The following is a 25,452-nucleotide window of genomic DNA, read 5'->3' as shown; positions in this document are numbered from 1 at the left end:
GATAAAGGAGGCGGCGTTTTTCGTGTATGAGGCGACTTCGTTGCGCGATCTCTATAGTGAGTTAGTGAGTTTCAATCCTGAACCATTCTTTCATCACCCCGGTAATCCGGCGCATTTCATCAGGCGTGGTGATATAGGCTGGCATTGTGTATAGCCAGCGACCGAAGGGGCGCAGCCATACTCCATGTTGTCGTGCAAAGGCCTGGGCTCCCTTCAGGCTGGTGCTGTCATAGACTTCGATGACAGCGGCGGCGCCGAGAACGCGAACGTCTTCCACGTCGGGGTGTGCGTGTAGATCCGGATCCTCTAGAAGTTCTTGTCGCAGGATTTCGTTCAGCATGGTGATTTTTTCGAGATAGCGTTCCTCTTCGAACACTGCCAGGCTTTCCAATGCTACACGGCAAGCCAGCGGATTGCCCATGAAGGTTGGGCCATGCATGAAAGCACGCGCTGGATCATCGCTGAGAAAGACATCATACACTCGGTCCGTCGCTAGCGTTGCGGCGTGCCCTAGATAGCCACCGGTAAGCCCTTTGGAAAGTACCATGATGTCCGGTGTGACGCCTGCGTGCTCGGCTGCAAACAGTTTTCCAGTACGTCCAAAACCAGTGGCCACTTCATCGAATATCAGCAATACATCGAATTCATCGCACAGTTCCCGTGCGGCTCGTACATAGTGCGGTGAGGTCATGTTGAGCCCGCCCGCAGCCTGCAGCAGAGGCTCCATGAGCAGCGCAGCGATTTCGTGGTGGTGAGCTTCGAGCACGCGTCGTAGTGCTTGTATATCGTCTTCAACGGCCGATCTGGGGGCATCGAAGGGAGCTGTAGGAGCAGGGGCGAAATGGTGACGGGGTAAATAGCCAGAGAACAGGGAATGCATGCCTTCCTCTGGATCACAAACTGCCATGCAGCCGCTGGTATCGCCGTGATAGGCGCGCATCAGTGATAAGAGTCGATGCTTTTCCGGGTGTCCTTTCTGCACCTGATACTGCACGGCCATTTTCATGGCCACTTCCATGCCTACTGATCCGCTGTCTGAAAAGAATACATGGTTCAAGCCTGTTGGGGTGATGCGAACCAGTGCGTTGGCCAGGCGATCAGCGGGTTCGTGCGTCAGGCCACCTAGCATCACATGGCACAGGCTATCGGCTTGGCTCTTGATCGCCGCAACGAGTCGGGGATGTGAGTAGCCATGTATCATGCACCACCAGGAGCAGGTGGCATCGAGCAAGGATTCTCCGTTATCGAGAGTGAAATGAGCTCCCTTACCTCCAATGACTTTCAGTGCCGGTGGTTGAGTGTGCATCTGGGCGTAAGGGTGCCATAGTGGTGATGCTGTCATGATGGCCTCTTTGTTAACTTTCTATTTATTGAAGGTTAACAGTGGGGATGTGCATTTGGCCAGAAACAAACACTACTAAATGCTGTCTGCAAAGGGGATGGACAAGATACTGTAGGGCTTTTCTGCAGTTTATGAACAAGGTTGTTGCCTGTCCCGAGGTGAAATGGTAAAGGGGTTGGGTGTATTTCATGTTGTCGCTAATTAAAAATATCGCTAAGCTCTTGGCATTATCCAGTGTAACGGCGACAATAGTGTTGCATCCCATGCAGTTCTCTGAATCTGAATAAAGGAAGAGTGATGTCACTACTAAGCGAATACCTGCAACAGGAACAGCAGCTCAAGGAACTCAACGAGAAGCTGGAACAGTTGCAGAATGATCCTCGCCTCAAGGCCGAACTAGAGTTCAAGGAGAAACTCGAAGCGTTGATGAAGGAGTTCAACAAGAACGCCGCTGACGTAATTGAGTTGCTCGATCCGAAGTCGGCAGGCAAGGCTGCTAGAGTTAGCGCGCCCAGCACTGCCGGTGGTCGTCGTAAACGCAAACTGAAAATCTACAAGAACCCTAATACAGGGGAAGTCGTGGAGACTCGCGGCGGTAACCAGAAAACCCTCAAGGCCTGGAAAGACGAATACGGCAACGAGACCGTGGAATCCTGGCTGGTTCGGGTGGAAAGCTAGGGAAAAACATACATGAATGATGTCTGTACGGGCATTTGAATATGCTGGTACGGCTCTGTGACGCCGCCGTCGGGTTCCCGCGGCGGCGTCGGCGTGTTTGGACCGTATCAATCCGATCCGTATAATGGCAAGCGAAGTTCGACGCTGTCAGGGCTCTTGTGGGACTTCCTATGCTTTGTCTTTCGCCAGAGCAACCTGGGAGGAAGGCCACTGACGAATTCGTCATGCTGGGGAAGTGCCTTGGCCAATAGAAAGTCGATAATCGACCCAAGTTCGCCCAGATTGTCGGTTACGACGCTGGCATAGCGGTAAGCTGGCAGACTCAAGGTGCGAAAGGGAAGGGGAATGGCCAGTTCATCGGTAACCCCCTCATCCACTTGTACACCAAGGTCGGCCCGGGAGAACCCTTCTCCCCAATGATTGCCATGTATGATGACAATCGGACAGCCGTTGCGTAACTTATCGGGAAGTGCTTGCAGGGTTTCATGTTCTGGCAGGTTTTCGATATTGCTTTCCCTTTTCGGACCATGCTGGTAAAGACGAGTGACCACGGCATGCTGTCGTTGTGCATGGTCAATGCGAAACGGGTACTCTTGAGTCATGTCATGGCGTAACAGTGAGAGTCTTTGTCGTTCGCTTCTGCGAAACTCGCGGGGGCTTATATGGTAGCGGCGTAGAAACGCCCGCGAGAATGCTGAATGGTTTTGGTAGCCGCATTGAGAGGCAATCTCGTAGATGCTGAAATAAGTGTGGCCAAGCAACTGTACTGCTCGTTCCAGCCGTAATTGGTCTCGGTAGGCACTGGGGGATAAACCGAAGCATCGCTTGAAGTTGCGACGGATTTGTGAAGACGAGTAACCCAGGCGTTGTGCCAGGTCCTCGATGCCCTGCTGGGTCTCCAGCTTTTCCTGCAGCCAGATCTCAGCCCTCATCATGTCATTGAACATTATCTGGCCCTTGCGTCACATATCATTCTGGCGATAGTGCTACCGCCAATGGCACTTCCAGGGCTTGTTCTGGTTATAGTTGATGCTCCTGCTCCTCCATTAATTACGGACTCACCGAGGCTAAGGCAAGTTTGGAATCTCCAAGTGAGCGTTTGAGCACAAATTCTTTGCCAACTGTCAATTTTCGGCAGCTTCTACGGCATAAAAAAGGACCGCACAAAGCGGCCCAACTCTACATGAGAAAACGAGCTGTTAATTTCCTGGCGTCTCGGGTCCGACGATATGCTTGACTTCCAGATAGGAGGAAAGGCCCCAAGGGCCTAGTTCGCGACCGATTCCACTGCGCTTGAATCCACCCCAGCCGGTTTCCGGCAGGACGAGTTGATCGCTATTGAACCAGATACTGCCAGCCTGCAGTTGGCTACCAATACGTTTGGCACGAGTGGCATCACCGCTGATTATCGTGGCTGCCAGTCCAAAATCGCTGTCGTTGGCGAGCTCGATGGCCTCCTGCTCGCTGGAAATACTGTGCCCACACAGGACAGGACCGAAAATCTCTTCCTGCCACAAGCGGCTTTCCAGCGGCACATCGCGATATAGGATCGGCGCCAGGAAATAACCTTGGACAGGTAACTGCCGATGGCGCTCATCGCGCACGACATCGAGCTCTTCCTGTTCGGCAATACGTAGATAGTGGCGCACAGCCTCGCGCTGCCGCGAGCTTGTGAGAGGGCCCATATCGGTGCCTTCTGCCAGTGGATCGCCTAACGTCAGGGCGTCGATACGTTCGGCCAGGGCTGCAAAGAGCGGGGCGGCGACCGCCTCGTGGACCAGCAAGCGTGACGTGGCCGAGCAGATCTGGCCGGCGTTGAAGTAGATGCCGGCCATGACCCAGTCAGCGGCCTGTTCGGGGTCGGCATCTTCCATGACCAGGATCGGCGATTTTCCTCCCAGCTCCAGCGATACTCCTCGCGAACCTCCGGCAGCAGCCCGCATTACGGCTTCACCAACACGGTTGCTGCCGGTAAATGACACCTTGTCGACGCCGGGGTGCGCGCTCAGCGGTGCTCCGATGCCTTCACCATCACCGAACAGCAGGTTGAAGACTCCGGCCGGCAGACTGACTTCGAGGGCAATTTCGGCCAATGCATGCTCGGGTAGAGGTGTAACCTCCGAAGGTTTGAGCACCACTGTGCAGCCGGCTGCCAATGCGGGTGCCAGCTTCCAGGCACTGGTCACCAACGGGAAGTTCCAGGGCGTGATCAACCCCACGACTCCTGCCGGATCGTGATAGCAACGCGCCTCGACTCCTTCCATGTCGAGTTCCACTTGCTGGCCCTGGCGGGCATCCAAGGCGCGGGCTTGTCCCGCGTAGTAGCGATAGCAGGCGATGGCATCGTCCAGATCGATACCCGCTTCTGCCAATACCTTGCCATTGTTGGTTGAAGAGAGGCGCATCAATTCGTCACGACGCCGGGTCAATACCTCGGCGAAGCCATCCAGATATCCAGCGCGTTCGGCACCTGACATGGTACGCCAAGCGGGCAGGGCGCGGCGCGCCGCTTCCACCGCCGCCTCGACATCCGCTGTATCACCGGCGGTGACCTCGGCGATGATCTCCTCGGTATAGGGATTGATGACTGGTAGCAGACGAGATCCCCGTGACCTTACCCATTGATTGTCGATGAACTGTTGGTCGAGCCGTTGCATATTTCCCCCAGAAAAGCTTGTTCAGAGCGATGACAGGAAAAAGCGCTCCAACTGGTGGGAGCGCAAATTTTCTGCGCGATCCGATCGTCAGGTCGGCATTCACGGCCCAGTGACAAATTCATCGCGCAGCGGAGCTTGTGCCTCACTACTTGTGGGTTCTAAACGTCAAGCAACATTTCGATGCCACTGGGTGGCATCCACCTCGATCAGCAGCGGCCCGTCCTTTGGACGTGAGGCTAGCGCTTCGGCTAGGGCCGCCGGGCTATCGACGTGGGTGGCCAAGCAGCCGAAGCCGCGTGCCAGAGTCAGGAAATCCGGTGCCCGGATATCCACGCCGAGACGCTCGACCCCATGGGCATCCATGTAACGCCTGATCTCTTCATAGCCGGCGTTGTGCCACAGCAGAATCACCACCGGTAATTGCTCCTCAACGGCGGTGGCGATCTCCGACAGGGTGAACATCACGCCACCGTCACCGACCAGGGCCACTACTGGCAAGTCAGGGCGGGCTAGCTGGGCGCCCAAGGCCGCTGGCAGTCCGTAACCCAGAGTGCCGTAGCCGGTCGAAGCGTTGAAGAAGCGACGCGGTGCGGGTTGCGAGACCAAATGGTTGGCGGCATAGACGGGAGCAGTAGAATCGCCGACAAGCACCGCATCCGGCATGGCTTCCTTGAGTGTGGCGAACAACGGTACGAATGGTGCGAAGGCTGGGTCATCGCCGAGTCCTAAGGCCGCCAGGGCTTGAGCGGTGCGTGCGCGGCCACCTCGCTGTAGCGGTTGCGGAAAATGCTCGAGCAATAGTGCCAGGCTCATGCCGGAGTCGGCCACCAGACCAAGCGAAACCCGCTGATTGCGCACCAATTGCTCGGGGTCGAGATCGATGCGGATCAGTTTTCCGGTGAGCAGGAAGCCATCATCGAATACCACGTCATAATCGGTTTCGCCGAGCTCGGTGCCCACGGCCAGGATCACGTCGGCTTCGCTCGCGAGCTTGCGAACCGCTGGCAAAGAGGCATTGGCGCCCAGGTCGAGGGGATGATGCTCGCCCAATAGTCCCTTGGCGTTGATGGTAGTCACCGTGGGGGCATCGAGACGTTCGACCAGCGTGCAAGCGGCCTCGGGCGAGTCCACGCAACCGCCACCCAGCAGTACCAGTGGGCGCTGGGCTTCGTGCAGCCACCGGGCTGCCGTAGCCAGGCCTCGGGGGTCGGGGGCGGCGCGATACAGCTCCGGTGGTTGCCATTTAGCAGGGGGCGTGGCAGGGGCGTTGAACAGGTCAATAGGTATCTCGATATGTACTGGTCCAGGCCGGCTGCTGCGGAATATCGTGTAGGCTCGGACCAGCACTTCGGGTAGTGCTTGGGTATCGAGCAAGGTATGGCTGAAGCGTGTCAGGCCAGAAAGGGTTTGTTGCTGACTGGGAAGTTCATGTAAGCGTCCTTGGCCGCGACCCAGCGTGTCACGACGGTTGACGCTGGAAATCACCAGCATAGGCACGGAATCGGCCAGGGCCTGGCCCATGGCGGTAGCGATATTGGTCATGCCAGGGCCGGTGATGATGAAACACACTCCTGGCTTGCCGGTGGCCCTGGCATAGCCGTCGGCCATGAAGCCAGCACCTTGTTCGTGGCGCGGCGTGACATGACGCACGCCGCTGCCCTCCAGGCCGCGGTACAACTCCACGGTATGCACCCCGGGGATGCCAAACACGGTATCCACGCCGTAGGTATCGCGCAAAAGCTGCAACAGCAATTGGGCACAGGTCATTGTCTTCAAGCCTCGATATCACAGAACTTGATTTCCCGGTGGGAGCGCAGATTTTCTGCGCGATCCGGCCGCCAGGCCGGCATCGGGTGTGAAACCACCTTAATCGCGAAGCAGCGCTTCGCTCCCACCAGGGCTGGAAATAGCTAGATACCTCTCAGAAGAAAAATGCATGGGCCATGAAGGCGATGATCGGCAACGTGATGGCGGTGCGTAGCAGGAAGATCGCGAACAACTCCCACAGCTTGAGCGGAATCTTCGACTTCAACAGCAGCGCGCCAATCTCCGACATGTAAATCAACTGGGTCAGCGACAGGCAGGCAATCACGAAGCGAGTCAGCTCGCTTTCGATGTTGGTTGCCAGCACGGCCGGCAGGAACATGTCGGCGAAGCCCACCAAGGTGGCCGGCGCAGCGGCTTCGGCTTCAGGAATGCGCAGTAGTTCGAGCACCGGCACCATAGGGTAAGAGAGCCAGGTGAACAGCGGCGTGAACTCAGCCAGGATCAGGGCCACGGTACCGATCGCCATCACCAGCGGTAGCAGCGCCAGGAAGATATCGGCGACGTTGAACAGTGCGTTACGCACCAGCTCACGGGGTCCCGGCGCTTTTTCGGCACGCTTGACCGCTTGAGTCAGGCTGAAGCGGAAGATGCCCACTCTGCCGGTACCTTCCTCTGACAACTGGCAGCCGACCGGTTCGTAATAGGTATTCGGTTTGCGTGACAACGGCGGTATCCGAGGCACCACCACTGCGGCAATCAGTCCTGATACCACCACTGTGAAATAGAACGGGATGAACATGTGGTTGAGATCGATGAAACTAGTGATCAGCAGGCTAAAGGCAATCGACACGATCGAGAAGTTGGTGGCGATCACGGCAGCTTCGCGTCGATTGTAGTAGCCGCGCTCATACTGCTGGGTGGTGATCAGAACGCCCACCGTGCCCGAGCCCATCCATGACGCCGTGGCATCGATAGCGCTGCGCCCCGGCAAGCCGAAGATGAGGCGGAACGGCTTGCGTACCAGGCTGCCGATGAACTCCATGAAGCCAAAGTCGACCAGGAACGGCAGCAACAGGGCAGCGAAGAAGAAGAACGTCAGCAGCACGGGTGCAAGATCGTTGAGCATCACGCCACCGGTAAAGGAGGCGGTGACGAATTCCGGGCCAAACTGGAAGAACGTCATCAGCGCGAACACGGCACCCAGGATGCGCATTCCGAACCACAGTGGGCCGACGTCGAACATGTCCTTCCATACACCCTCGCGGGCCCAGCTTGGCTTGGCGACCTTGACTAGCATGGTGAGCGCGACCGACAGACACAGGACTGCCACTGCGATGGCTGGCAATGCATCGCCAAGTATCGCTTTGAGACCATCGGCCATCAGGCCCATACCAATATTGATGGTATCGCCCACCGAGAAGGGAATCAGAAACATGCTGACTCCGAGCAGCGACGGGATCAGGAACTTCAGCAGATTGCGCGGATTCAGTGCTCCGTTCGTCTCTATGTTGTTGGTTGTCGTGTCGAGTGAAGACATCATGGGTACCTCAATGCGGTTATTATCATTGGAAACATCGTTGTGGGCCGGATCAATCGCGGCGCATGACGCCCGGTAGCACGCACAGCATTTCGTAGAGCAGGGTGGCGCCCATCAGGGCGGTATTGCCGCTTGGGTCGTAGGGCGGGGAGACTTCCATCAGGTCGCCACCGACGATGTTCAGGCCCCAGGCACCACGCACGATCTCCAAGCCCTGAGCCGAGGTCAGTCCGCCCATTTCTACGGTGCCGGTCCCCGGTGCCACGGATGGATCGAGGCCGTCGATATCAAAAGAGATGTACACCGGTCCGTTGCCCATCTGTTCGCGCACTTCGGCCATCAAGGGCTCCAGCGACTTGTACCAGCACTGTTCGGCTGTCACGACGCGGAAACCCTGCTCGCGACACCAGTCAAAATCATCAGCGGCGTAACCTGTGCCACGCAGGCCGATCTGCACGACCCGATGACTGTCCAGCAGGCCTTCTTCTTGAGCGCGGCGAAAGGGGGTGCCATGAGCAATAGGCTCGCCGAACATGTGGTCGTTGACGTCGGCATGGGCGTCGATATGGATCAAGCCTACGGGGCCGTGCCGTTTGGCGATGGCGCGCAAGATCGGCAGCGTCACAGTGTGGTCGCCACCTAGTGTCAGAGGTGTGCAACCGTGTGCCAGCACCTCGTCGTAGAAGCTTGTAATGATGTCCATGCTCTTGGGTAGGTGGAAGGTGTTGACCGGAACGTCGCCGAGATCTGCTACTTGAAGACTGTCGAAGGGGGCTGCACGGGTTGCCATGTTGTAGGGGCGCAGCATGCGCGACTCATCGCGGATCTGGCGCGGGCCAAGTCGCGTACCGGGGCGGTTGGACGTACCGACATCAAGCGGCACACCAACGAAAGCGGCATCGAGTCCAGCGGCACTTGTCTGGGTGGGCAAACGCATCATGGTCGCCAGGCCACCGAAACGCGGCATCTCGTTGCCGCCCAAGGGTTGATTGAACTCGCTCATCTGATTTTCTCCAAAGCCGTGCTTAAACAATCAAAAACTGTTTGTCGTCAGTTCTGTCATAGCAATGCATACAACATGCCAAATTCTATTTATTTGATTTATTGAAGTTTTCTGATCATTGATGCATTTTTGCATCATAGAAATGATGCGATTCTGTATTATCGATGCAATAATGCATCACAGTATTTGTTAGGGGAGTGGTCATGAGTGACATTGATAGCCACGTCTTGAAAACCATCATCGATACCGCCCACGACCATTTCTTTATCGTCGATGGCCAGGGGAGGGTCATCGATGTCAGTCCTGGAGCGGCGGCGGTCTATGGGATGTCTCGTGAGGAGCTATGCGCCTCCACCGTGCAGCAACTCGTCGAACGAGGTGTACTCAAACCCTCGGTAAGCATGGAAGTGATTCGAACCGGCCAGCCTGCACAGCTCATGCAACAGACGGGAGCAGGAAGACGTGTGATCGCCCAGGCTCATCCAGTATTCGTCGACGGCAAGCTCGAGCGGGTAGTAAGTCGCTCGATGGATCTTACCGACCTGCAGTTTTTGCAAGACGAATACGCGTTGCTGCAGCAGCGCTTCAGCGAACATCTCAAACGCTCCAGCGCCACCTCGATCAGCGATGAGCTTGCGTTGGATAGCTTACAAGTGCGTAGTGGCGTGATGCGTGAGATTGCGTTGTTGCTGAAGCGTGTAGCACCCAGCGATGCTACGGTGCTGATGTTGGGTGAGTCTGGTGTCGGCAAGACTGCCTTTGCCCGCCAATTGCATGCCTGGAGCCAGCGTAGCGACGGATCATTCATCGATGTCAATTGCGCGGCCATTCCCGAAAGCCTGTTCGAATCCGAAATGTTCGGTTATCAGCCCGGGGCTTTTAGTGGTGCTACTCGCCAAGGCAAGGCCGGTTTGCTGGAGCAAGCCGATGGTGGCACTCTGTTTCTGGATGAAATCGGCGAACTGCCATTGCCGATGCAAACCAAGTTGCTCAAGGTGATCCAGGATGGCAGCTTGACACGCCTTGGCGACATTCAACCGAGGCGGGTCGATTTCCGTTTGGTGGTGGCCACCAATCAGGACTTGGCCAGAAGGGTAGAGGATGGTACGTTCCGGCTAGATCTCTACTACCGACTGAATGTGATTCCGGTAACCTTGCCTCCACTGCGCGAGCGTCGCGAAGACATTCCCGTCTTGGTCGAGTTGCAACTAGAGCGGCTCAATCAGCGTTACGGCCGCCACAAGATTTTACATGCCAGCCAATGGTCCGAGTTGATGACGCACGATTGGCCGGGTAATGTAAGGGAATTGGAAAACTGGCTGGAGCGGGCTTGGCTGTCCGCTACCGACGATGTCATCGGTGGCAATGCCCAGGTATCACCGGCAAGTTTCGCCAATACCACCAATAGCGGTATACTGTCGGATAAGCATCCGCTTCCGCATGCCGACACCGCTCAGCTCGGTGAGAAGGAAACCCTCAAGCAGGCCATAGCGCGTATCGAGCGCGATATATTCGCCCGGCTATGTCAGCAATTGCCTAGCACTTATGCCATGGCTGATCGCTTGGGAATCAGTCAGCCCAGTGTGGTGCGCAAGCTAAATAAATATGGGCTGAGAATTTCTCCATCATTAGTGAAGAGTCATTGTCAAAGACCCGAATGAAATATCAGAAACCACACAAAGCCATGGATGAACGCGAGAAGTTGCGTAAATTCCGTGAACTCGATGATGCATTCGCCGAAGCTCTCAGGGAACTGGAAGGTATCACCAGCAAATCCTCCGCTTCGCCGAAGATAGAAGAAACCAAGTCTTCGGAGGAGCGTCGCCTTGAGCAGGAACGCGAAAATCAGTTGGCTTTCGAGCGCCGTCTCAAGGCGTTGATGCAAGAATATGCGCTTCCCGAGGAATCAGTGACTACCCTCATGCGGACATTGGTGGAGCTTGGTAAGATCGCTTGAACTCCACTACCTGCAAACTCGCGCGAGGCTACCTTCGCGATGGGGCATGAATATTAGTCAAGCAACGCTGGAGTCGATTCCGAGTTTTAGGTGGTTTCAGTTCTCACCCGCATCTTTTGGCTCTAAGGCGCTGAGCAGGCCGCGTAACAGCGAAAGCTCCTTGCGGCTGGGCTGTGCGCGGGCAAACAGCGCTTGAAGCTGTTTCTCGGTATGGGCATGTGGCTGGGTCAGGAAGCCGCTAGCCTGCATCACCCGTGACAGGTGGCTATGGAAATGATGTAGCTGCTCGTGTGTCGGCGGACGGTCGTGCGCTGGTCGTTGCGGGATGAAGCCACTTCCGGGACGGCGACGCCAGGCACGAAATACCTCATAGGCCAATACCTGCACCGCCTGTGACAGGTTGAGAATGCCGTAGTCGGGGTTGGCAGGAATGCTCACCTGATGGCTGCAGTGGCCGATCTCGTCGTTGGTCAGTCCGAAGCGCTCACGTCCGAACACCAGCGCCACCGGGTCCGTGATGGCCTTTTCCACCACATCGCGGGCCATCTCATCGGGTTCGTCGTAATGCGGTAATGGCATGCTTCTCAGTCGGGCGCTGGCCCCAACCACCTGTACGCAATCGCCAACGGCGTCGCTCAGCGTCTCTGCCACCCGCGCCGCATCAATGACATCTTCGGCCCCTGCGGCCAGGCGCGTTGCCTCGTCATCCGGAAAGCAGCGAGGATTGACCAATACCAGGTCGGTCAGCCCCATGGTTTTCATTGCCCTGGCGGTTTGCCCGATATTGCCGGGATGGAAGGTCTGGACGAGAACGATGCGGATATTCGAGAGCATGGTGGGTATCGAGACAGCGGTGGCGGAAGCGAGCTGAAGAGAGTGTACCTAGCAAGAAGAGAGCTGTAAGCCATAAGCTATAAGAAAAATCGGGACTTCCATGGCATCAGGCAGACTTCACGGCTTACGGCTTCCTTCTTCCTTCTTTTTGCGCTTGAGAATATGTCGCGTTCGCGATAAAGTCCGCGCATTTCCCAATCACACATGAGACCGCCATGAATCTCCGCAAGCTTGCGGCAGGTGCCGCAATCGCCTTTTTCGTCGCCTTGTCCCCGACTCTCCAAGCGCAGGCGGAGACCGTCACGGTGACCGATGTCGCTGGCCGACAGGTCGAGGTGGATGTTCCGGTACAACGGGTCATTCTGGGGGAAGGGCGGCAGATCTATCTCGTGGCTGCGCTCGACACGGCCAACCCCTTTGAACGCGTGGTCGGTTGGCGTGAGGATTTTAGCCAGGCCGATCCCGACAACTACGCCATCTATCTCGAGCAATTTCCACAGATGGCGGAGATTCCGACCTTTGGTGGCTTCAAGGACGGCACCTTCGACGTGGAGCAGGCGGTTGCCCTCGATCCCGATGTGGTGATCATGAACATCGAGTCGAAGCAGGCGACGGAAGACGCCCGATATATCGAGAAGCTCGACGCCGCCGGCATTCCCGTAGTCTATGTCGACTTTCGGGAGCATCCCTTCGCCAATACCGAGCCGAGCATGCGTCTTTTCGGCCAACTGTTTGGTGAAGAGAAAAGGGCCGAGGAGTTCTCCACTTGGCGCGCTGCCCAGATCCGTCGCGTCACCGATGTCATCGAAGAGGCGGATCCAGAGCGTCCCAGCGTCTTCATCGACCGTGCTGGCGGCTATTCAGACGATTGTTGCATGACCTTCGGCGACGATAATTTCGGCAAGTTCGTCGAAATGGCCGGCGGGGAGAACATTGCCAAGGACATCATTCCTGGCACCTTCGGTACGCTCAACCCCGAGCAGATCATTGCCTCCAACCCAGACCAGGTCATCGTCACCGGCGGTTATTGGGAAGCCTATGTGCCCGGTGGCAACTGGGTCGGCGTCGGTCCAGGCCAGAACGAAGCGGAAGCGCTGCGCAAGCTCGAAGCGCTGACCGAGCGGCCGGCGATGACCGGTGTGGCGGCCGTCGAGACGGGGCAGATGCATGCCATCTGGCACCAGTTCTACAACAGCCCCTATCAGTTCGTCGCCATCCAGCAGATGGCGAAGTGGCTGCATCCCGAGCTCTTCACCGATCTCGATCCCGAGGCGACCTTCCGCGAACTGCACGAAAGGTTCCTCCCGGTCAGCTATCGGCCCGGCTATTGGGTCTCGCTAACCGATGAGTGAGCCCATGGCTAGCGCCGAATCGGCCACAGGCGTGGAACGCAGTCGCTACCGCGCCTTGGTCAGGCGGCGACAACTGATCCTGCTGGGACTCGGCTTGGCGCTGATCTTCAGCCTGTGTGTCGATTTGGCACTCGGTCCCGCCCGTTATGGCCTCGACGAGGTCGTGCGGGCGCTGCTCGCTCCCGGCAGCGTGAGCCAGCAGGTGCGCGTCGTGGTGTGGGAGATCCGCATGCCGGTGGCTCTGATGGCCGTGGTCGTCGGCGCGGCGCTCAGCGTGGCGGGCGCACAGATGCAGACCATCCTCAACAACCCGCTTGCCAGCCCATTCACGCTAGGCATCTCGGCCGCCGCGAGTTTCGGTGCAGCCTTGGCGCTGGCTTTCGGTGTAGCCATCATTCCCGCGGCCATCGCCTACGTGGTACCGATCAACGCCTTCGTCATGGCCATGTTGGCGGCGCTTCTCATCCATCTGCTAAGCATCAAGCGTGGCGTGACGGTCGAGACCATCGTGCTGCTGGGCATCGCGTTGGTATTCACTTTCAATGCCCTGCTGGCGCTCGTCCAGTTCCTCGCTTCTTCGCAGGCCCTGGCCGCGGTCGTCTTCTGGACCATGGGAAGCCTGACCAAGGCGACCTGGCCGAAGCTCGCCATCACCACATTCGCTTTGCTCGTCGTATTGCCCATCTTTGCACGACGCGCCTGGGCGCTGACGGCGCTCAGGCTGGGCGAGGAAAAAGCGGCGAGCTTTGGTATCAAGGTTACGCGGTTGCGCTTGGAAACGCTGATGATGGTGAGTCTGCTGGCTGCCATACCCGTGGCCTTCGTCGGCACGATCGGTTTTATCGGGCTCGTGGGGCCTCATATCGCTCGGATGCTGATCGGTGAGGATCAGCGCTTTTTCCTGCCAGCCTCTGCGCTGTCCGGGGCACTTATCCTTTCCGCCAGCTCCGTGCTCAGTAAGGCCCTCGTGCCCGGAACCATCTTTCCGATCGGTGTCGTCACATCGCTCATCGGCATTCCCTTCTTCATCTCCCTCATCCTCTCCAACACGAGGCGCTCATGGTAACCCTTCGGCTGGATGATATCGGCGCGTCTTACGGCAGGAAACTCCTGGTCCAGGGCGTGACGACGCCGGCCTTTACCTGCGGCGAGGTAGTGGCCGTGATCGGCCCCAATGCGGCGGGCAAGTCGACGCTCTTCAAGCGCATCGCCGGACTGCTGCGAGGGCCAGGGCAGGTGCATATCGAAGGGGTGAAGCAGGAGCAGGATGCTGTCTGCTACATGCCGCAGGACACCTCGGCCAACTCGGTACTCACCGTCTACGAATCGATCCTGCTCGCACGCAAGCAAGGTTCTTCCTGGTCCGTTGGTGATGATGATCTCAAGTACATCGACGAGACTATGGATGCACTCGGCATCTCAGGTATTGCCTTCAAGAACATTGGGGAACTGTCCGGTGGTCAGCGACAGCTCGCAAGCTTGGCGCAGTCGCTCGTACGAGAACCGGATATCCTGCTGATGGATGAGCCGACATCGGCGCTCGACCTCTCGCGGCAAATGGAAGTGCTGACCCATGTGAGGAGTCTTGCTCGCCTGCGCGGCATGGTGGTGCTGATCGCCCTGCATGACCTCAATCATGCGCTACGCTTTGCCGATCAGACCCTGGTCATTGCCAACGGCCAGATGATCACCTGTGGTCCTTCATCCGAGGTGATCACGTCCGCTCTCTTGCGCGAGGTCTACCACGTCGAGGCGCGTATCGAGCCATGCTCGCGTGGACTCGGGCAGGTCATCGTCGACAGCGTGGCGGAGAAGGGCAAGACATTTACCCGATTGGCTGCCGAATCGTGTTCCCAAGGCGCGTAGTGCCATGACGATACCCTGATCGTTATCGATCAGGGTATCGCTGCTATCGAGGTAGAGGGTGTGGGTGCTATGCTACGCAATCTTGCTCGAGCGAAGCGAAACTTGGCCGTGATTCCAGCCAGCCGCGACGCAACTCGGGCACCGAACCGATCAGCTTTTGGGTGTAAGGATGCTGAGGTGAGGCGATCACCGAAGCACAGTCACCGCTCTCCACGCACTGCCCCTTGTAGAGCACCATCACGTCGTCACACAGCGCGCGTACCGTCGAAATGTCGTGGCTGATGAACAGCAACGAGACACCGAGTTTGCTTCTGAGCTCGACCAGCAACTCCAGGATCGCCGCACCGACCACCGTATCGAGCGCCGAGGTGACTTCGTCGCAGAGCAGTAGGTCGGGCTTCGCCGCCAGTGCCCGCGCGAGGTTGACGCGCTGTTTCTGGCCACCGGAAAGTTCCCCGGGCCGGCGGCTGAGCAGCGAGTGTGGCAATTTCACCAGATCCATCAATTCGCGTACGCGGCGGCGACGCTCTTCTTCATCGAGTTTGAAGTAAGTGCGCAGGGGACGGGTCAGGATCCGTTCGACGTTATGCGCCGGATTGAGCGCATTGTCGGCACTCTGGAAGACCATCTGGATGCGGCGAAACTGATCGGGAGTCCGCCCTCGCAGCGTGGTTGAGAGCTCCTGGCCGTTGAACACGACTTCCCCTCGGGAGTGGGCGGTCAGGCCGGCAACGGCCATGGCCAGGGTCGACTTGCCGGAACCCGATTCGCCGATCACCCCCAGCGCCTGGCCGCGTTCGAGGCACAATGAGATGTCGTCGAGTACCACCTTGGCGGGAATGCCCTGGGCGTCGCGCTGGCCGTAACCCACCTGCCAGTCGTCGATCCTCAGCAGCTCACCCTGGCGTTCCAGAGTGGGTGGCGTCAGCCTCTCCTCGGGGCGTGCCGCTTCGAGCAAGCTCTTGGTATAGGGATGACTGGGACGGTCGAGGATCTGATCGATGTCACCCTGCTCCTGGATCTCGCCACCGTTGAGCACCAGCACTCGATCGGCCATCTGGGCCACCACGGCAAGATCGTGGGAAACATAGATCGCCGTGGTCCCGCGCTCGCGCACCACTCGCTTGAAGGCGCGCAACACCTCGATCTGGGTGGTCACGTCGAGTGCGGTGGTGGGCTCGTCGAGGATGACCAGCGCCGGGTCGGTGATCAGGGCCATGGCCGCCATCAGGCGCTGTAGCTGGCCGCCGGAGACCTGATGCGGATAGCGTGAACCGATCCCCTCGGGATCAGGCAGGGCGAGCTCACGGAATAGTTCGACCGCCTTTGCTTCCGCGTCTCGGCGTGACATCACCCCATGCCGCAACGCGCCTTCGATCACTTGCTCCATCAAGCACTTGGCCGGGTTGAACGAGGCGGCGGCGCTCTGCGCGATATAGGAGACCCGATGACCGCGCAAATCGCGCAGGGCAGCAGGGGGCAGATCAAGAATGCTGCTTTCGCCCAGCCGTATGCTGCCACCGGAGATACGACAGCCGCGTCGGGCATAGCCCAGCAGCGAAAGCGCAATGGTGGTCTTGCCCGAGCCGGACTCGCCGATCAGCGCCAGCACCTCTCCTTGGGTGAGGGAAAAGCTGACCTGCTTGACGATATCGATCTCATCGCCATTCGGAGTGATTGCGGTAACGTGCAGATCACGAACGTCGAGTGGTTCTCCCATCATGGCGTCATTCTCCCTGTTGTCCGCGGTTCGCGGAAAGGCTGTCGATCAGCAGATTGGCGCCAATGGTCAGCGTGCCGATCGCGAGAGCCGGCCCGATCACCGCCAGCGCCCCTTGGCTCAAGCCACCGATATTTTCCCGTACCAGCGAGCCCAGGTCGGCCATCGGTGGCTGTACGCCGAGGCCGAGGAAGCTCATGCCGCTGAGCAGCAGCACGATGAACACGAAGCGCATGCCCATGTCGGTGAGCACCGGATGGAACATGTTCGGCAATACCTCGACGGCGGCAATGTAGAGCTTGCCCTCGCCGCGGGTACGGGCAACCTGCACGTATTCCAGCGTCGCGATGTTGGCGGCGAGGCTGCGGGAGATGCGGAAGGCGCCGGGTGCATAGCTGATCACCGCTGTCACGATCAGCAACGGGATCGAAGCGCCAAAGGCGGAAACCATCACCAGCGCCAGCATCTTGCTGGGGATCGAGATTAGCGCATCATTGAGTCGACTCACCGATTCATCGAGCCAACGTGGCGCGAGTGCCGCCAGCATGCCGAGGCTCGCGCCGATCAAGCTGGAGAGTACCGCCGCGATCAGTGCCAACCCCACGGTATAGCGGGCACCATGGAGGATCCGGCTGAGCATGTCGCGGCCGAGATAATCGGTACCCAGCGGGAACGCGGCACTGGCCCCGGAATACATGTCGTCGGCCACCAGTGCACCGACCGGATGGGGTGCCAGCATCGGGCCGAAAATTGCCACCAACAGCCAGAAGATGACCAGCGTTGCGCCGATCCAGCGGGTCAGGTTGAGTGGCTTGACATGCCGCCGCGCGGCCGAAACTCGCGATTCCGGCTCTGACGACGGGCGTCGTGAGTCCAGTATGGAGTTGTTCATTGGTGTCTCAGCCTCGGGTTGGAGAGAATGGCACAGAGATCGGCAATGAGTACCAGCACCAGGTAGGCGGTACAGAACAGCATGGCGCAGGCCTGTACGAGAGCCAGGTCGCGGTTGGCAACGGCATCGACCATCAGGCCGGCGATTCCCGGATAGTTGAAGATCGTTTCGACGATGATCACGCCCCCGAGCAGATAGGAGAGGCTCAGGGCCACTGCGTTGGCGATCGGCCCCAGCGCATTGGGTAATGCGTGGTTCAGTACCCGCCGCAATGGGCCGATGCCCTTGAGCCGGGCCATCTCGATGTAGGGGCTATCGAGTTGGTTGATGATGGCTGCGCGGGTCATGCGTGCCATCTGTGCCACCAGCACGGCACACAGCGTCAGCACCGGCATCGCGTAGATACGGATGAAGTCGCCGATGCCTTCCACGGTCGAGACATAGGAGAGTGCCGGCAGCCAGCCGAGGTGCACGGCAAAGATCAGCACTGCCAGAGTGGCGACCAGGAACTCGGGCACCGCCACCATGGAGAGGGTGCAGACGTTGAGTATCCGATCGAGAAAGCGATCGCGGCACATTGCCGACGCGATGCCGAGCAGTAGGGCGATTGGCACCGCGATTACAGTGGTGATGCCGGCCAACAGCAGCGAATTGGGCAGGCGCCCCGCCATCAATTCGCTGACCGGCATGGCATTGCTCACCGACTGGCCGAGATCACCGCTCAGCAGACCACCCAGCCAACTCAGGTAACGCAGTGGTGCGGGTTGATCGAGGCCGAGCTGGATGCGTAGTGCGGCGACCTGTTCGGGAGTGGCGAACTGGCCAAGGATCTGCTGCGCGGCATCGCCGGGCAGCAGCGAAGTGATAGCGAAAATCACCAGTGAGACGATCAGCAGTGTCGATACCCCCGACGACAGCCGACCGAGCACTATCTTGAAGATGGAGTTGTTCATGACCTGATTCCGACTCTGTGTACGAGGACGGCAGCCCGTCATGGCGACGGGCCACCAACGCGCTAGGCTTTATCCGAAAACTGCCTGCGCTCGGCCATACGGCGTTAAAAAACAGCTCGAAATGCTCATTTACACCTACGTAAACTCCGCGTTCTCGCTGATTTTTGCCTTGTCTGGCCATCGCTCGGCGACTTTTCGTACAAACCCTGATGGGAGACCCCTCCGGCGTCACGCGGACAGGATCAGGCTTCGTCCCACCAGACGTGCTCGGCGAACGTATAGCCCATGAAGCCACCGAGCGGGATGGTCCGGTCGTAGCCTTTGAGTCGCTTGTCGCGGCCATCGATAGTGTTGATGAACACGGGAATGCCGATACCGCAGTGCTCGTGGATCAGGGTCTGCATGTCGGCATACATCTGCTTACGTACCGCTTGATCGGGCTCCGCACGGGAGAGTGTCAGCAGTTGGTCGAACTGTTCGTTCTTCCAGCCCGATTCATTCCACGGCGCGCTGGACTGGAAGAACTGCGAGAGCAGGATATTGGCGGTCGGACGCGGATTGATATTGCCGAAACCAAGTGGATGCTTCATCCAATGGTTGGACCAGTAGCCATCGGAAGGCACTCGGTTGATCGTCAGATTCAGGCCCGCCTGTTGCGCCGACTGCTGGAGCAATACGGCCATATCCTCTGAGCCACTGGCCGCTGGGGAAGCGACGACCGGCAGTCGTGCACCCTCTACACCTGCCTGCTTGAGCAGATGGCGGGCACGATCCGGGTCGTAGGGGCGTTGCGGAAGATCGCCGAAGTAGTAGGGGTTGCTTGATGCAATCGGGTGATCATTGGCGATTTCGGCGTAGTCGCGAAATATGGCACGCTTGATCTGCTCGCGGTCGAAGAGATACTTCATCGCCTCAACGAACGCTGGTCGGCTGGTCGGCTCCTGATCGACACGCATCACCAGGTCGGTATAGTTGCCTGAATTGACCGACTTGACCGCATGACCAGTGGAGAGTTCGATGCGCTCTGCGGAGCGGCCATAGACTTCATTGACAAGCTGTACATCGCCAGAGAGCAGCGCATTGATACGTGACGGCTCGTCGCTGATGCCGACCATCTCGATCTCGTCGAGGTAGGGACGTCCTTCCCGCCAGTAGTTGTCATTACGTACGCCTATCGAGCGTACCCCGGGGCTGAACTCCTGGCAACGGAAGGGACCGGTGCCGATTCCCTTGGAGAAGTCGACGGTCCCCTCCGGTACGATCTTCATGTGCGACACAGCGAGGATCACCGGCAGCTCGATGTTGGGAGAGTTGAGGGTGATCTGCACCTGTTGGCTGCCAAGTGCCTTGATGTCGGCGATCTGCGTGGTGAGCGACATCACCTTGGAGCCGGTGGTTGGATCCTGATGGCGGCCGATGGAGAACACCACGTCGGCGGCGCTCAGCGGTTTGCCATCGTGGAAGGTTACCCCACGGCGTAAGGTGAATAGCCAGGTCGTGCCGCCGTCACTGGTCTCGAAATGCTCGGCTAGCGCCGGCTGCGGTATGAGTCGCTCGTCGAACTCGGTCAAGCCGTTGTAGAACATCTCATGACGGGCGTAGTCGATTGCGGTCGATCCCTTGGCCGGATCGAGTGTATCGGAGGTCGAGGCGGCATGCGCTGCGACGCGGATACGCCCGCCGCGCTGGGGTGTCCCACTGGTGCCTTCACTGGCATAGCCAAGGCTGCTGCCGAGCAGACCGCCGGTGCTGGCAGCGAACATCCCGGCGACGCCGAATGTCTTCAAGGCATCACGTCGTGACATTCCACGTCGCATGGCCTCATGGATCCGGGCACTTTGCTCGGATTCACTCAGAATGGTGGGGGGATTCTTCTTATTGGTCATGACGTTTTCCTCTCGCTAGCAGATGTTTGCATTTCTTGTGGGCTGGTAAATCTAACCGCGTGCTAGGTAATTATTCTTGCCGGGCAATCCCTGCTCCGGGGCATGTCCTCAATGCCAATACTCCTGAAACCGCGGAGCTATTCTTCCCTCTCGTTGTCGTTGTTCGAGGCATTGCCGTTGAGTCGTACTGGCCCGGGCAATATTTCCAGGCTCAGAGTCCGACCAAGGCCGGCAACTCGCGAATGTCGCGAATCTCGGTGGCACCGTAGCCCTGACAGTAGGGTTCATGATTGCGGGCCACGAACGCCTTGTTCTTGATGCCCATTAAATGTGCCGGAATCAGGTCGTAGCGGAAGCTCGAGGAGACGTGCAACAGTTCCTCGGGGGCGCAGCCGAGGGTGTCTATCATGGCCTCGAAGGCTGCCAGGCGCGGCTTGTAGGCCTTGAAGGTTTCGGCGGTGAAGACCTTGTGGAACGGCACCTCGAGCTTGGCCACGTTGGAGTCGATCTGCTCGTTCATGGCGTTGGAATAGATGACCAAAGGAATCTTGCCGGCAATTTTCGACAAGCCCTCGATGACGTCGGGGTGCGGTCCCCAGCTCGGCACGGCGTCGTAATAGCTCTGGCCTTCGGCGTCGTCGTATTCGATACCCCAGCGCTTGCAGGTACGCTCGAGGGCCGACTTGAGGACCTCGGCATAGGGCTTCCAGTCACCAAGCACTTCGTCATAGCGATAGGCGCTGAAGTCGCTTACGAAGCGATCCATGCGTTCGGGTTCGGGAATCCTGTCGGCGAAGATCTCGCGCGTCATCTTGCCCAATTGGAAATTGGTCAGGGTGCCGTAGCAGTCGAAGGTGATGTATTTGGGTCTAAATACGCTCATTTTATTATCCTTATATAAGGTGATGGGGCTGCTGGGTGGTTATGACACTTCGCAATGGGGTGATTAGATCATCCAAGGCTGGGCAGATGATGCCTAATCGGTGGTGGTGAAAGCATAAAACTCCGTATTGATGGCCATTTCTGGCACAACCCACGGCGAGTCATATTGGCTGGAAGTTTTCACCATCAAATATTCGTTCAAGTCGACGATGACGAGCTTCAGTGCTTCCGAGACTCGCCAGGAGCGGGCCAGGGCGTGGGGGGATAGCTGGCTGGCCACGTGGGGTGTCAATAAGACACGCGGGTGATGCCAAAGGGGGTGGGGGCAAGCCATGGGGGCAACGCCCCATGGCTTACCTGGTTCTGAGGTCGCCGTGGTAGTGGCGTTACGAGGAAGCCGTGTGGCAGCACGAGCAGCTTTTCTCGACATTGCTTTGGGGCGCTGGGGCTTCCGTTTCCATGGCGTCGCGGTCGGCCGAGGTGTAGAAGGCGTCCGCGTGGATGTTGTCCACCGGCACACCACGCGCCAACAGCAGTTCGGTGGCCGCTTCCACCATGGGTGGCGGGCCGGCCAGGTAGGCTCGGCAGCCGGTCACCTTGTCCCAGTTGGCGGCCATGACCTCGGTGACCAGGCCGGTTTTGCGCTCGGTGGGGCCATTGGGCTCGGAAAGCACGATATGGGTCTGCAGGTTGTCGTGGCGCTCGACGAGGCGTTGGAGACGGGGCTCCAGGTAAACATCGCGCTCGTCGCGGGCGCCGAAGTACAGGTGGATGGGCTGGCGCATGCCGGCAGCAAGCGCTGCTTCGAGGATGGATTTCACTGGTGCCAGGCCGGAACCGCCAGCCACCGCCACGATGGGGCCGGCATGACGTTCGCGCAGATACGAGGTGCCAAACGGTCCTTCCACTTCCACCGTGTCTCCCACCGCCAACTCGTGGGCTACATGCGCACTGGTGGTACCGCCCGGTACATGACGCACGTGGAACTCGATGATGGGGTCGTCCGGATGGTTGGCCATGGAGTACTCGCGGCTCGGGCATCCCGGAAAGGTCACCTGGGCATATTGGCCGGCCGTGAAGGAGAAAGGCTCACCGTTTTCCACGCGTAGTCGGACCTGTTTGATGTCGTGGGTGAGCTCATCGAGCTCCACAACAGTGCAGCTTACTTTACGCACTGGGTGAGCAGTGGCGAGCGCTTCGTCATCGCGCAACCAGGAAATGGTGCAGTCGCTGTGCGGCATGGCGCGGCAGGCAAGCACCAGCCCGGCGTCACGCTCCTCGTCGGTCAGGGAGAAGCGTGTGTGGGGGAGCAACTCGACTTCACCTTCCACCAGCCGCGACTTGCACGCGCCGCAACGACCGGCGCGGCAGCTATGGGGGTAGCTGATACCTGCCATCATGGCGGCATCGAGGATGGTATCACCGTCCTTCACGGTGACGGTCTTGCCTGCTGTGGTGATCTGAACGTCGTGACTCATTGTTGTTCTCCGAACGTCGTTTGTGCGCCTCCCGCTGGGGGCGCGTTGTCATTCAGGCGGTTTGGGAGACTTGGCGGCCCGCTGCTGCGATCTCATCCGCTTCGATCGCGATTGGCGGTTGGAAGCCCTTGAGGCGCAGGGCATTGGTGAGCACGCAGATGCTCGAGGCGGCCATGGCCACGGCGGCGAAGATCGGCGAGAGCAGGATCCCGAAGGCGGGGAACAGTGCGCCGGCGGCCACTGGGATTAGCACGGTGTTGTAGGCAAAGGCCCAGAACAGGTTCTGCTTGATGTTTCGAATGGTGGCCCGCGACAGCATGATGGCGTTGGGCACATTGCGTAGGTCGCCGGACATCAACACCACTTCGGCGGATTCGATGGCAATGTCGGTGCCGGTACCGATGGCGATGCCCACGTCGGCCTGCGCCAGGGCAGGGGCGTCGTTGATGCCGTCGCCCACGAAGGCCACTCGGTCGCCTTCACTCTGGAGGCTTTTCACCGCATCCACCTTACCGTCGGGCAGTACTTCGGCCACGACCTTGTCGATTCCCAGACGGCGGGCGATGGCCTTGGCAGTACGCTGGTTGTCGCCGGTGATCATCGCGACCTGCAGACCTTCCTCGTGCAGGGCACGAATGGCCGCAGGCGTGGACTCCTTGATCGGATCGGCAACGGCAATGATGGCGGCCAGCTGGCCATCGATGGCGGCATAGAGCGGTGACTTGCCTTCGTCGGAGAGGCGATGTGCGGTCTTGGCGAATACCTCTACGTCCAGGCCCAACTTGCGCATGTAGCGGTCGGCACCGACTTCCACGCGATGCTCATCCACCTGTGCCGTGACACCGAAGCCGGGGATGGCCTCGAAGCTCTGGACTGCGGTTGGCTCCATACCGCGCGCCTTGGCTGCGTTGATGATGGCCTCGGCGATGGGGTGCTCCGACTGGCGCTCCACGGACGCCACCAGGTGCAGGGTTTCCGCTTCGTTGAAGCCCTTGGCCACGACCAGATCGGTGAGTTCGGGCCGACCCTTGGTCAGGGTGCCGGTCTTGTCCAGCGCGATCACCTTGGTATCCCGCAGTGATTGCAAGGCTTCGCCCTTGCGGAACAGCACACCCATCTTTGCGGCCTTGCCGGTACCCACCATGATCGAGGTGGGCGTGGCCAGGCCCATGGCGCACGGGCAGGCAATGATCAGAACCGCCACGCCGTTGACCAAGGCGAAGGTCAGGGCTGGCGCAGGGCCGAAGATCAGCCAGACGCCCACCGTGACCAGGGCTGCGGCGATCACCGCAGGCACGAAGTAGTTGGTGACCTTGTCCACCATGGCCTGGATGGGCAGCTTCGAACCTTGTGCCTGTTCGACCATGCGTACGATCTGGGCAAGCAGGGTATCGGCACCGATCTTGGTGGCCCGGAAGGTGAAGCTACCCACCTTGTTGATGGTGCCGCCCACCACTTCCGCACCGGTTTCCTTACGTACCGGCACGGGTTCGCCGGTGATCATGGATTCGTCGACGAAAGAACTGCCTTCGACGACCGTGCCGTCCACGGGAATCTTGTCACCGGGACGGACCAGCACGATGTCCCCTTGGCGCACTTCATCGATGCCAATTTCCATTTCCTGACCATCGCGGACCACGCGGGCGGTCTTGGCCTGAAGCTGCATCAGCGCCTTGATGGCCTCGCTGGTGCGGCCTTTGGCAATCGCTTCGAAATAGCGGCCGACGAGGATCAGCGTGATGATCACGGCCGAGGCTTCGAAGTAGACGTTCACCGTGCCAGCCGGTAGTACTTGGGGCGCGAAGGTGGCGACCACCGAATAGCCCCAGGCGGCAGTGGTACCCAACATGACCAATGAGTTCATGTCCGGTCCGCCACGCATCAGCGCGGGCCAGCCTTTCTGGTAGAAACGCAGTCCGGGGCCGAATTGCACTATCGAGGCCAGGGCGAAGAACAGGTAGAACAGGTTCTGTTGCCCGACGCTCATTTGCAGCCAGTGATGGAGGCCAGGAATGAAATGCGAGCCCATGTCCAGCACGAAGAGGGGCAGGGTGAAGATGCCGGCGATGGTGACGGCGCGCTTCAGCCCGGCGATTTCCTGTTCGCGGGCTTCGCGCTCGCGGTCACTGCGATCCGGTGCGTCGCTGGCGGCCTCGGCTTCATAACCTGCGGCTTTCACCGCCTCGATCAGACGTGGCGCGGTCACGGCCTCGGCCGCCACTTTCACGGTTGCCGTCGCGGTGGCGAGGTTGACGTTGGCGTCGAGCACTCCGGGCACACTGGCAAGCTTGCGTTCCACGCGGCCCACGCAGGAGGCGCAACTCATGCCCTTGACCGTCAGCTCGATGGTATCGGTGACGGCAGGGTAGCCGGCGGTCTCCACCGCCTGCACCACACTGGTGACATCCTCCTGGCCCGTGGCAAACACTATCTGTGCCCGTTGGGTGGCCAGGTTGACGGAGGCATCGGTGACCCCTGCCACACCGCGAATCGCTTTCTCGACCCGGCCCACGCACGAGGCGCAGCTCATGCCCTCGATTCCCAGCGAATATGAGTTACCGCTGGCAGGGGCATGCCCCTTGGTCGATTCCAACTTGCTTATCTCGTCGGTTGGCATGGTCCAGGCTCCTCTGGTGTGCCGCGATTGC

At 59.1% G+C, this 25,452-nt stretch carries 21 protein-coding genes; 6 read left to right on the top strand and 15 right to left on the bottom strand.

Annotation, left to right across the window (positions count from 1 at the left end; genetic code table 11):
- Positions 1-61: 61 nt before the first annotated feature.
- Positions 62-1,342: an adenosylmethionine--8-amino-7-oxononanoate transaminase gene (bioA, locus tag L861_RS05465; protein ID WP_016415572.1), complete on the bottom strand. Its 1,281-nt coding sequence runs from the start codon at positions 1,340-1,342 to the stop codon at positions 62-64.
- Positions 1,343-1,639: 297 nt separating this feature from the next.
- Here bioA and L861_RS05460 point away from each other — a divergent pair, with 297 nt between their 5' ends.
- Positions 1,640-2,020, top strand: a complete 381-nt coding sequence (locus L861_RS05460; RefSeq protein WP_016415571.1) for a histone-like nucleoid-structuring protein, MvaT/MvaU family — start codon at positions 1,640-1,642, stop codon at positions 2,018-2,020.
- A 107-nt stretch (positions 2,021-2,127) separates the two neighbouring features.
- Here the strand turns inward: L861_RS05460 and L861_RS23525 are convergent, their stop codons facing one another.
- From L861_RS23525 to speB, 5 genes are all read right to left on the bottom strand, one after another.
- Positions 2,128-2,967: a helix-turn-helix transcriptional regulator gene (locus L861_RS23525; RefSeq protein ID WP_016415570.1), complete on the bottom strand. Its 840-nt coding sequence runs from the start codon at positions 2,965-2,967 to the stop codon at positions 2,128-2,130.
- A gap of 252 nt (positions 2,968-3,219) precedes the next feature.
- Positions 3,220-4,677, bottom strand: a complete 1,458-nt coding sequence (locus L861_RS05450; protein WP_016415569.1) for an aldehyde dehydrogenase family protein — start codon at positions 4,675-4,677, stop codon at positions 3,220-3,222.
- 165 nt (positions 4,678-4,842) lie between these two features.
- Entirely contained in the window at positions 4,843-6,444 is a 1,602-nt protein-coding gene (locus L861_RS05445) for a 5-guanidino-2-oxopentanoate decarboxylase (RefSeq protein WP_016415568.1), read from the bottom strand.
- 154 nt (positions 6,445-6,598) lie between these two features.
- Positions 6,599-7,981: a YjiH family protein gene (locus L861_RS05440; protein WP_051149301.1), complete on the bottom strand. Its 1,383-nt coding sequence runs from the start codon at positions 7,979-7,981 to the stop codon at positions 6,599-6,601.
- A gap of 52 nt (positions 7,982-8,033) precedes the next feature.
- On the bottom strand, positions 8,034-8,984 hold the full coding sequence (gene speB / locus L861_RS05435) for an agmatinase (protein ID WP_016415566.1): 951 nt from the start codon (positions 8,982-8,984) through the stop codon (positions 8,034-8,036).
- Between the two features lie 203 nt (positions 8,985-9,187).
- Between speB and L861_RS05430 the strand changes: the two genes are divergently transcribed.
- Together L861_RS05430 and L861_RS05425 are read left to right on the top strand one after the other, a co-directional pair.
- Positions 9,188-10,645 (top strand): sigma-54 interaction domain-containing protein, encoded by a 1,458-nt coding sequence (locus tag L861_RS05430; protein ID WP_016415565.1) that lies wholly within the window; start codon positions 9,188-9,190, stop codon positions 10,643-10,645.
- Complete coding sequence (locus L861_RS05425; RefSeq protein WP_016415564.1) at positions 10,642-10,941, top strand: hypothetical protein; 300 nt, start codon at positions 10,642-10,644, stop codon at positions 10,939-10,941. The genes L861_RS05430 and L861_RS05425 overlap by 4 nt, the downstream gene beginning before the upstream one ends.
- A gap of 96 nt (positions 10,942-11,037) precedes the next feature.
- Here L861_RS05425 and L861_RS05420 read toward each other — a convergent pair whose 3' ends face one another.
- The gene (locus L861_RS05420; protein WP_021029110.1) at positions 11,038-11,775 is read right to left on the bottom strand and encodes an RNA methyltransferase; all 738 of its coding nucleotides are present in this window, start codon (positions 11,773-11,775) and stop codon (positions 11,038-11,040) included.
- A 215-nt stretch (positions 11,776-11,990) separates the two neighbouring features.
- Between L861_RS05420 and L861_RS05415 the strand changes: the two genes are divergently transcribed.
- Genes L861_RS05415 through L861_RS05405 form a run of 3 tightly spaced genes read left to right on the top strand, consistent with a single transcriptional unit; the run spans position 11,991 to position 14,993 of the window.
- Positions 11,991-13,127 (top strand): ABC transporter substrate-binding protein, encoded by a 1,137-nt coding sequence (locus tag L861_RS05415; RefSeq protein ID WP_016415561.1) that lies wholly within the window; start codon positions 11,991-11,993, stop codon positions 13,125-13,127.
- 4 nt (positions 13,128-13,131) lie between these two features.
- Complete coding sequence (locus L861_RS05410; RefSeq protein WP_016415560.1) at positions 13,132-14,193, top strand: FecCD family ABC transporter permease; 1,062 nt, start codon at positions 13,132-13,134, stop codon at positions 14,191-14,193.
- On the top strand, positions 14,187-14,993 hold the full coding sequence (locus L861_RS05405; protein WP_016415559.1) for an ABC transporter ATP-binding protein: 807 nt from the start codon (positions 14,187-14,189) through the stop codon (positions 14,991-14,993). The genes L861_RS05410 and L861_RS05405 overlap by 7 nt, the downstream gene beginning before the upstream one ends.
- A 67-nt stretch (positions 14,994-15,060) precedes the next feature.
- Here the strand turns inward: L861_RS05405 and L861_RS05400 are convergent, their stop codons facing one another.
- The 8 genes from L861_RS05400 to L861_RS05365 all read right to left on the bottom strand — a co-directional run bounded on the left by L861_RS05400 (position 15,061) and on the right by L861_RS05365 (position 25,421).
- Positions 15,061-16,716: an ABC transporter ATP-binding protein gene (locus tag L861_RS05400; protein WP_016415558.1), complete on the bottom strand. Its 1,656-nt coding sequence runs from the start codon at positions 16,714-16,716 to the stop codon at positions 15,061-15,063.
- Positions 16,717-16,720: 4 nt separating this feature from the next.
- Positions 16,721-17,605, bottom strand: coding sequence for an ABC transporter permease (locus L861_RS05395; protein ID WP_016415557.1), 885 nt, complete (start codon positions 17,603-17,605; stop codon positions 16,721-16,723).
- Positions 17,602-18,558 carry an ABC transporter permease gene (locus L861_RS05390; protein WP_016415556.1) on the bottom strand — a complete coding sequence of 319 codons (957 nt, stop codon included), beginning with the start codon at positions 18,556-18,558 and terminating at the stop codon, positions 17,602-17,604. Before L861_RS05390 ends, L861_RS05395 begins: the two co-directional genes overlap by 4 nt.
- A gap of 242 nt (positions 18,559-18,800) precedes the next feature.
- Positions 18,801-20,444 carry an ABC transporter substrate-binding protein gene (locus L861_RS05385; protein ID WP_016415555.1) on the bottom strand — a complete coding sequence of 548 codons (1,644 nt, stop codon included), beginning with the start codon at positions 20,442-20,444 and terminating at the stop codon, positions 18,801-18,803.
- Between the two features lie 211 nt (positions 20,445-20,655).
- Positions 20,656-21,327 (bottom strand): haloacid dehalogenase type II, encoded by a 672-nt coding sequence (locus L861_RS05380; RefSeq protein ID WP_016415554.1) that lies wholly within the window; start codon positions 21,325-21,327, stop codon positions 20,656-20,658.
- A gap of 93 nt (positions 21,328-21,420) precedes the next feature.
- Positions 21,421-21,606 (bottom strand): hypothetical protein, encoded by a 186-nt coding sequence (locus L861_RS05375; protein WP_016415553.1) that lies wholly within the window; start codon positions 21,604-21,606, stop codon positions 21,421-21,423.
- Between the two features lie 106 nt (positions 21,607-21,712).
- A complete protein-coding gene (locus L861_RS05370) occupies positions 21,713-22,804 on the bottom strand; it encodes an NADH:ubiquinone reductase (Na(+)-transporting) subunit F (protein WP_016415552.1) in 1,092 nt (363 codons plus the stop codon).
- 52 nt (positions 22,805-22,856) lie between these two features.
- A complete protein-coding gene (locus tag L861_RS05365) occupies positions 22,857-25,421 on the bottom strand; it encodes a heavy metal translocating P-type ATPase (RefSeq protein ID WP_016415551.1) in 2,565 nt (854 codons plus the stop codon).
- Positions 25,422-25,452: the final 31 nt, after the last annotated feature.

Source organism: Litchfieldella anticariensis FP35 = DSM 16096 (genome assembly GCF_000409775.1).
In the GTDB taxonomy this organism is placed as follows: Bacteria; Pseudomonadota; Gammaproteobacteria; order Pseudomonadales; family Halomonadaceae; genus Litchfieldella; species Litchfieldella anticariensis.
This window is presented reverse-complemented; position numbering and strand designations above follow the sequence as displayed.

Coding starts and splice junctions, on each gene's coding strand:
- bioA (WP_016415572.1), bottom strand. CDS start 1,342: ATGACAGCATCACCACTATGGCACCCTTACGCCCAGATGCACACTCAA.
- L861_RS05460 (WP_016415571.1), top strand. CDS start 1,640: ATGTCACTACTAAGCGAATACCTGCAACAGGAACAGCAGCTCAAGGAA.
- L861_RS23525 (WP_016415570.1), bottom strand. CDS start 2,967: ATGTTCAATGACATGATGAGGGCTGAGATCTGGCTGCAGGAAAAGCTG.
- L861_RS05450 (WP_016415569.1), bottom strand. CDS start 4,677: ATGCAACGGCTCGACCAACAGTTCATCGACAATCAATGGGTAAGGTCA.
- L861_RS05445 (WP_016415568.1), bottom strand. CDS start 6,444: ATGACCTGTGCCCAATTGCTGTTGCAGCTTTTGCGCGATACCTACGGC.
- L861_RS05440 (WP_051149301.1), bottom strand. CDS start 7,981: ATGTCTTCACTCGACACGACAACCAACAACATAGAGACGAACGGAGCA.
- speB (WP_016415566.1), bottom strand. CDS start 8,984: ATGAGCGAGTTCAATCAACCCTTGGGCGGCAACGAGATGCCGCGTTTC.
- L861_RS05430 (WP_016415565.1), top strand. CDS start 9,188: ATGAGTGACATTGATAGCCACGTCTTGAAAACCATCATCGATACCGCC.
- L861_RS05425 (WP_016415564.1), top strand. CDS start 10,642: ATGAAATATCAGAAACCACACAAAGCCATGGATGAACGCGAGAAGTTG.
- L861_RS05420 (WP_021029110.1), bottom strand. CDS start 11,775: ATGCTCTCGAATATCCGCATCGTTCTCGTCCAGACCTTCCATCCCGGC.
- L861_RS05415 (WP_016415561.1), top strand. CDS start 11,991: ATGAATCTCCGCAAGCTTGCGGCAGGTGCCGCAATCGCCTTTTTCGTC.
- L861_RS05410 (WP_016415560.1), top strand. CDS start 13,132: ATGGCTAGCGCCGAATCGGCCACAGGCGTGGAACGCAGTCGCTACCGC.
- L861_RS05405 (WP_016415559.1), top strand. CDS start 14,187: ATGGTAACCCTTCGGCTGGATGATATCGGCGCGTCTTACGGCAGGAAA.
- L861_RS05400 (WP_016415558.1), bottom strand. CDS start 16,716: ATGATGGGAGAACCACTCGACGTTCGTGATCTGCACGTTACCGCAATC.
- L861_RS05395 (WP_016415557.1), bottom strand. CDS start 17,605: ATGAACAACTCCATACTGGACTCACGACGCCCGTCGTCAGAGCCGGAA.
- L861_RS05390 (WP_016415556.1), bottom strand. CDS start 18,558: ATGAACAACTCCATCTTCAAGATAGTGCTCGGTCGGCTGTCGTCGGGG.
- L861_RS05385 (WP_016415555.1), bottom strand. CDS start 20,444: ATGACCAATAAGAAGAATCCCCCCACCATTCTGAGTGAATCCGAGCAA.
- L861_RS05380 (WP_016415554.1), bottom strand. CDS start 21,327: ATGAGCGTATTTAGACCCAAATACATCACCTTCGACTGCTACGGCACC.
- L861_RS05370 (WP_016415552.1), bottom strand. CDS start 22,804: ATGAGTCACGACGTTCAGATCACCACAGCAGGCAAGACCGTCACCGTG.
- L861_RS05365 (WP_016415551.1), bottom strand. CDS start 25,421: ATGCCAACCGACGAGATAAGCAAGTTGGAATCGACCAAGGGGCATGCC.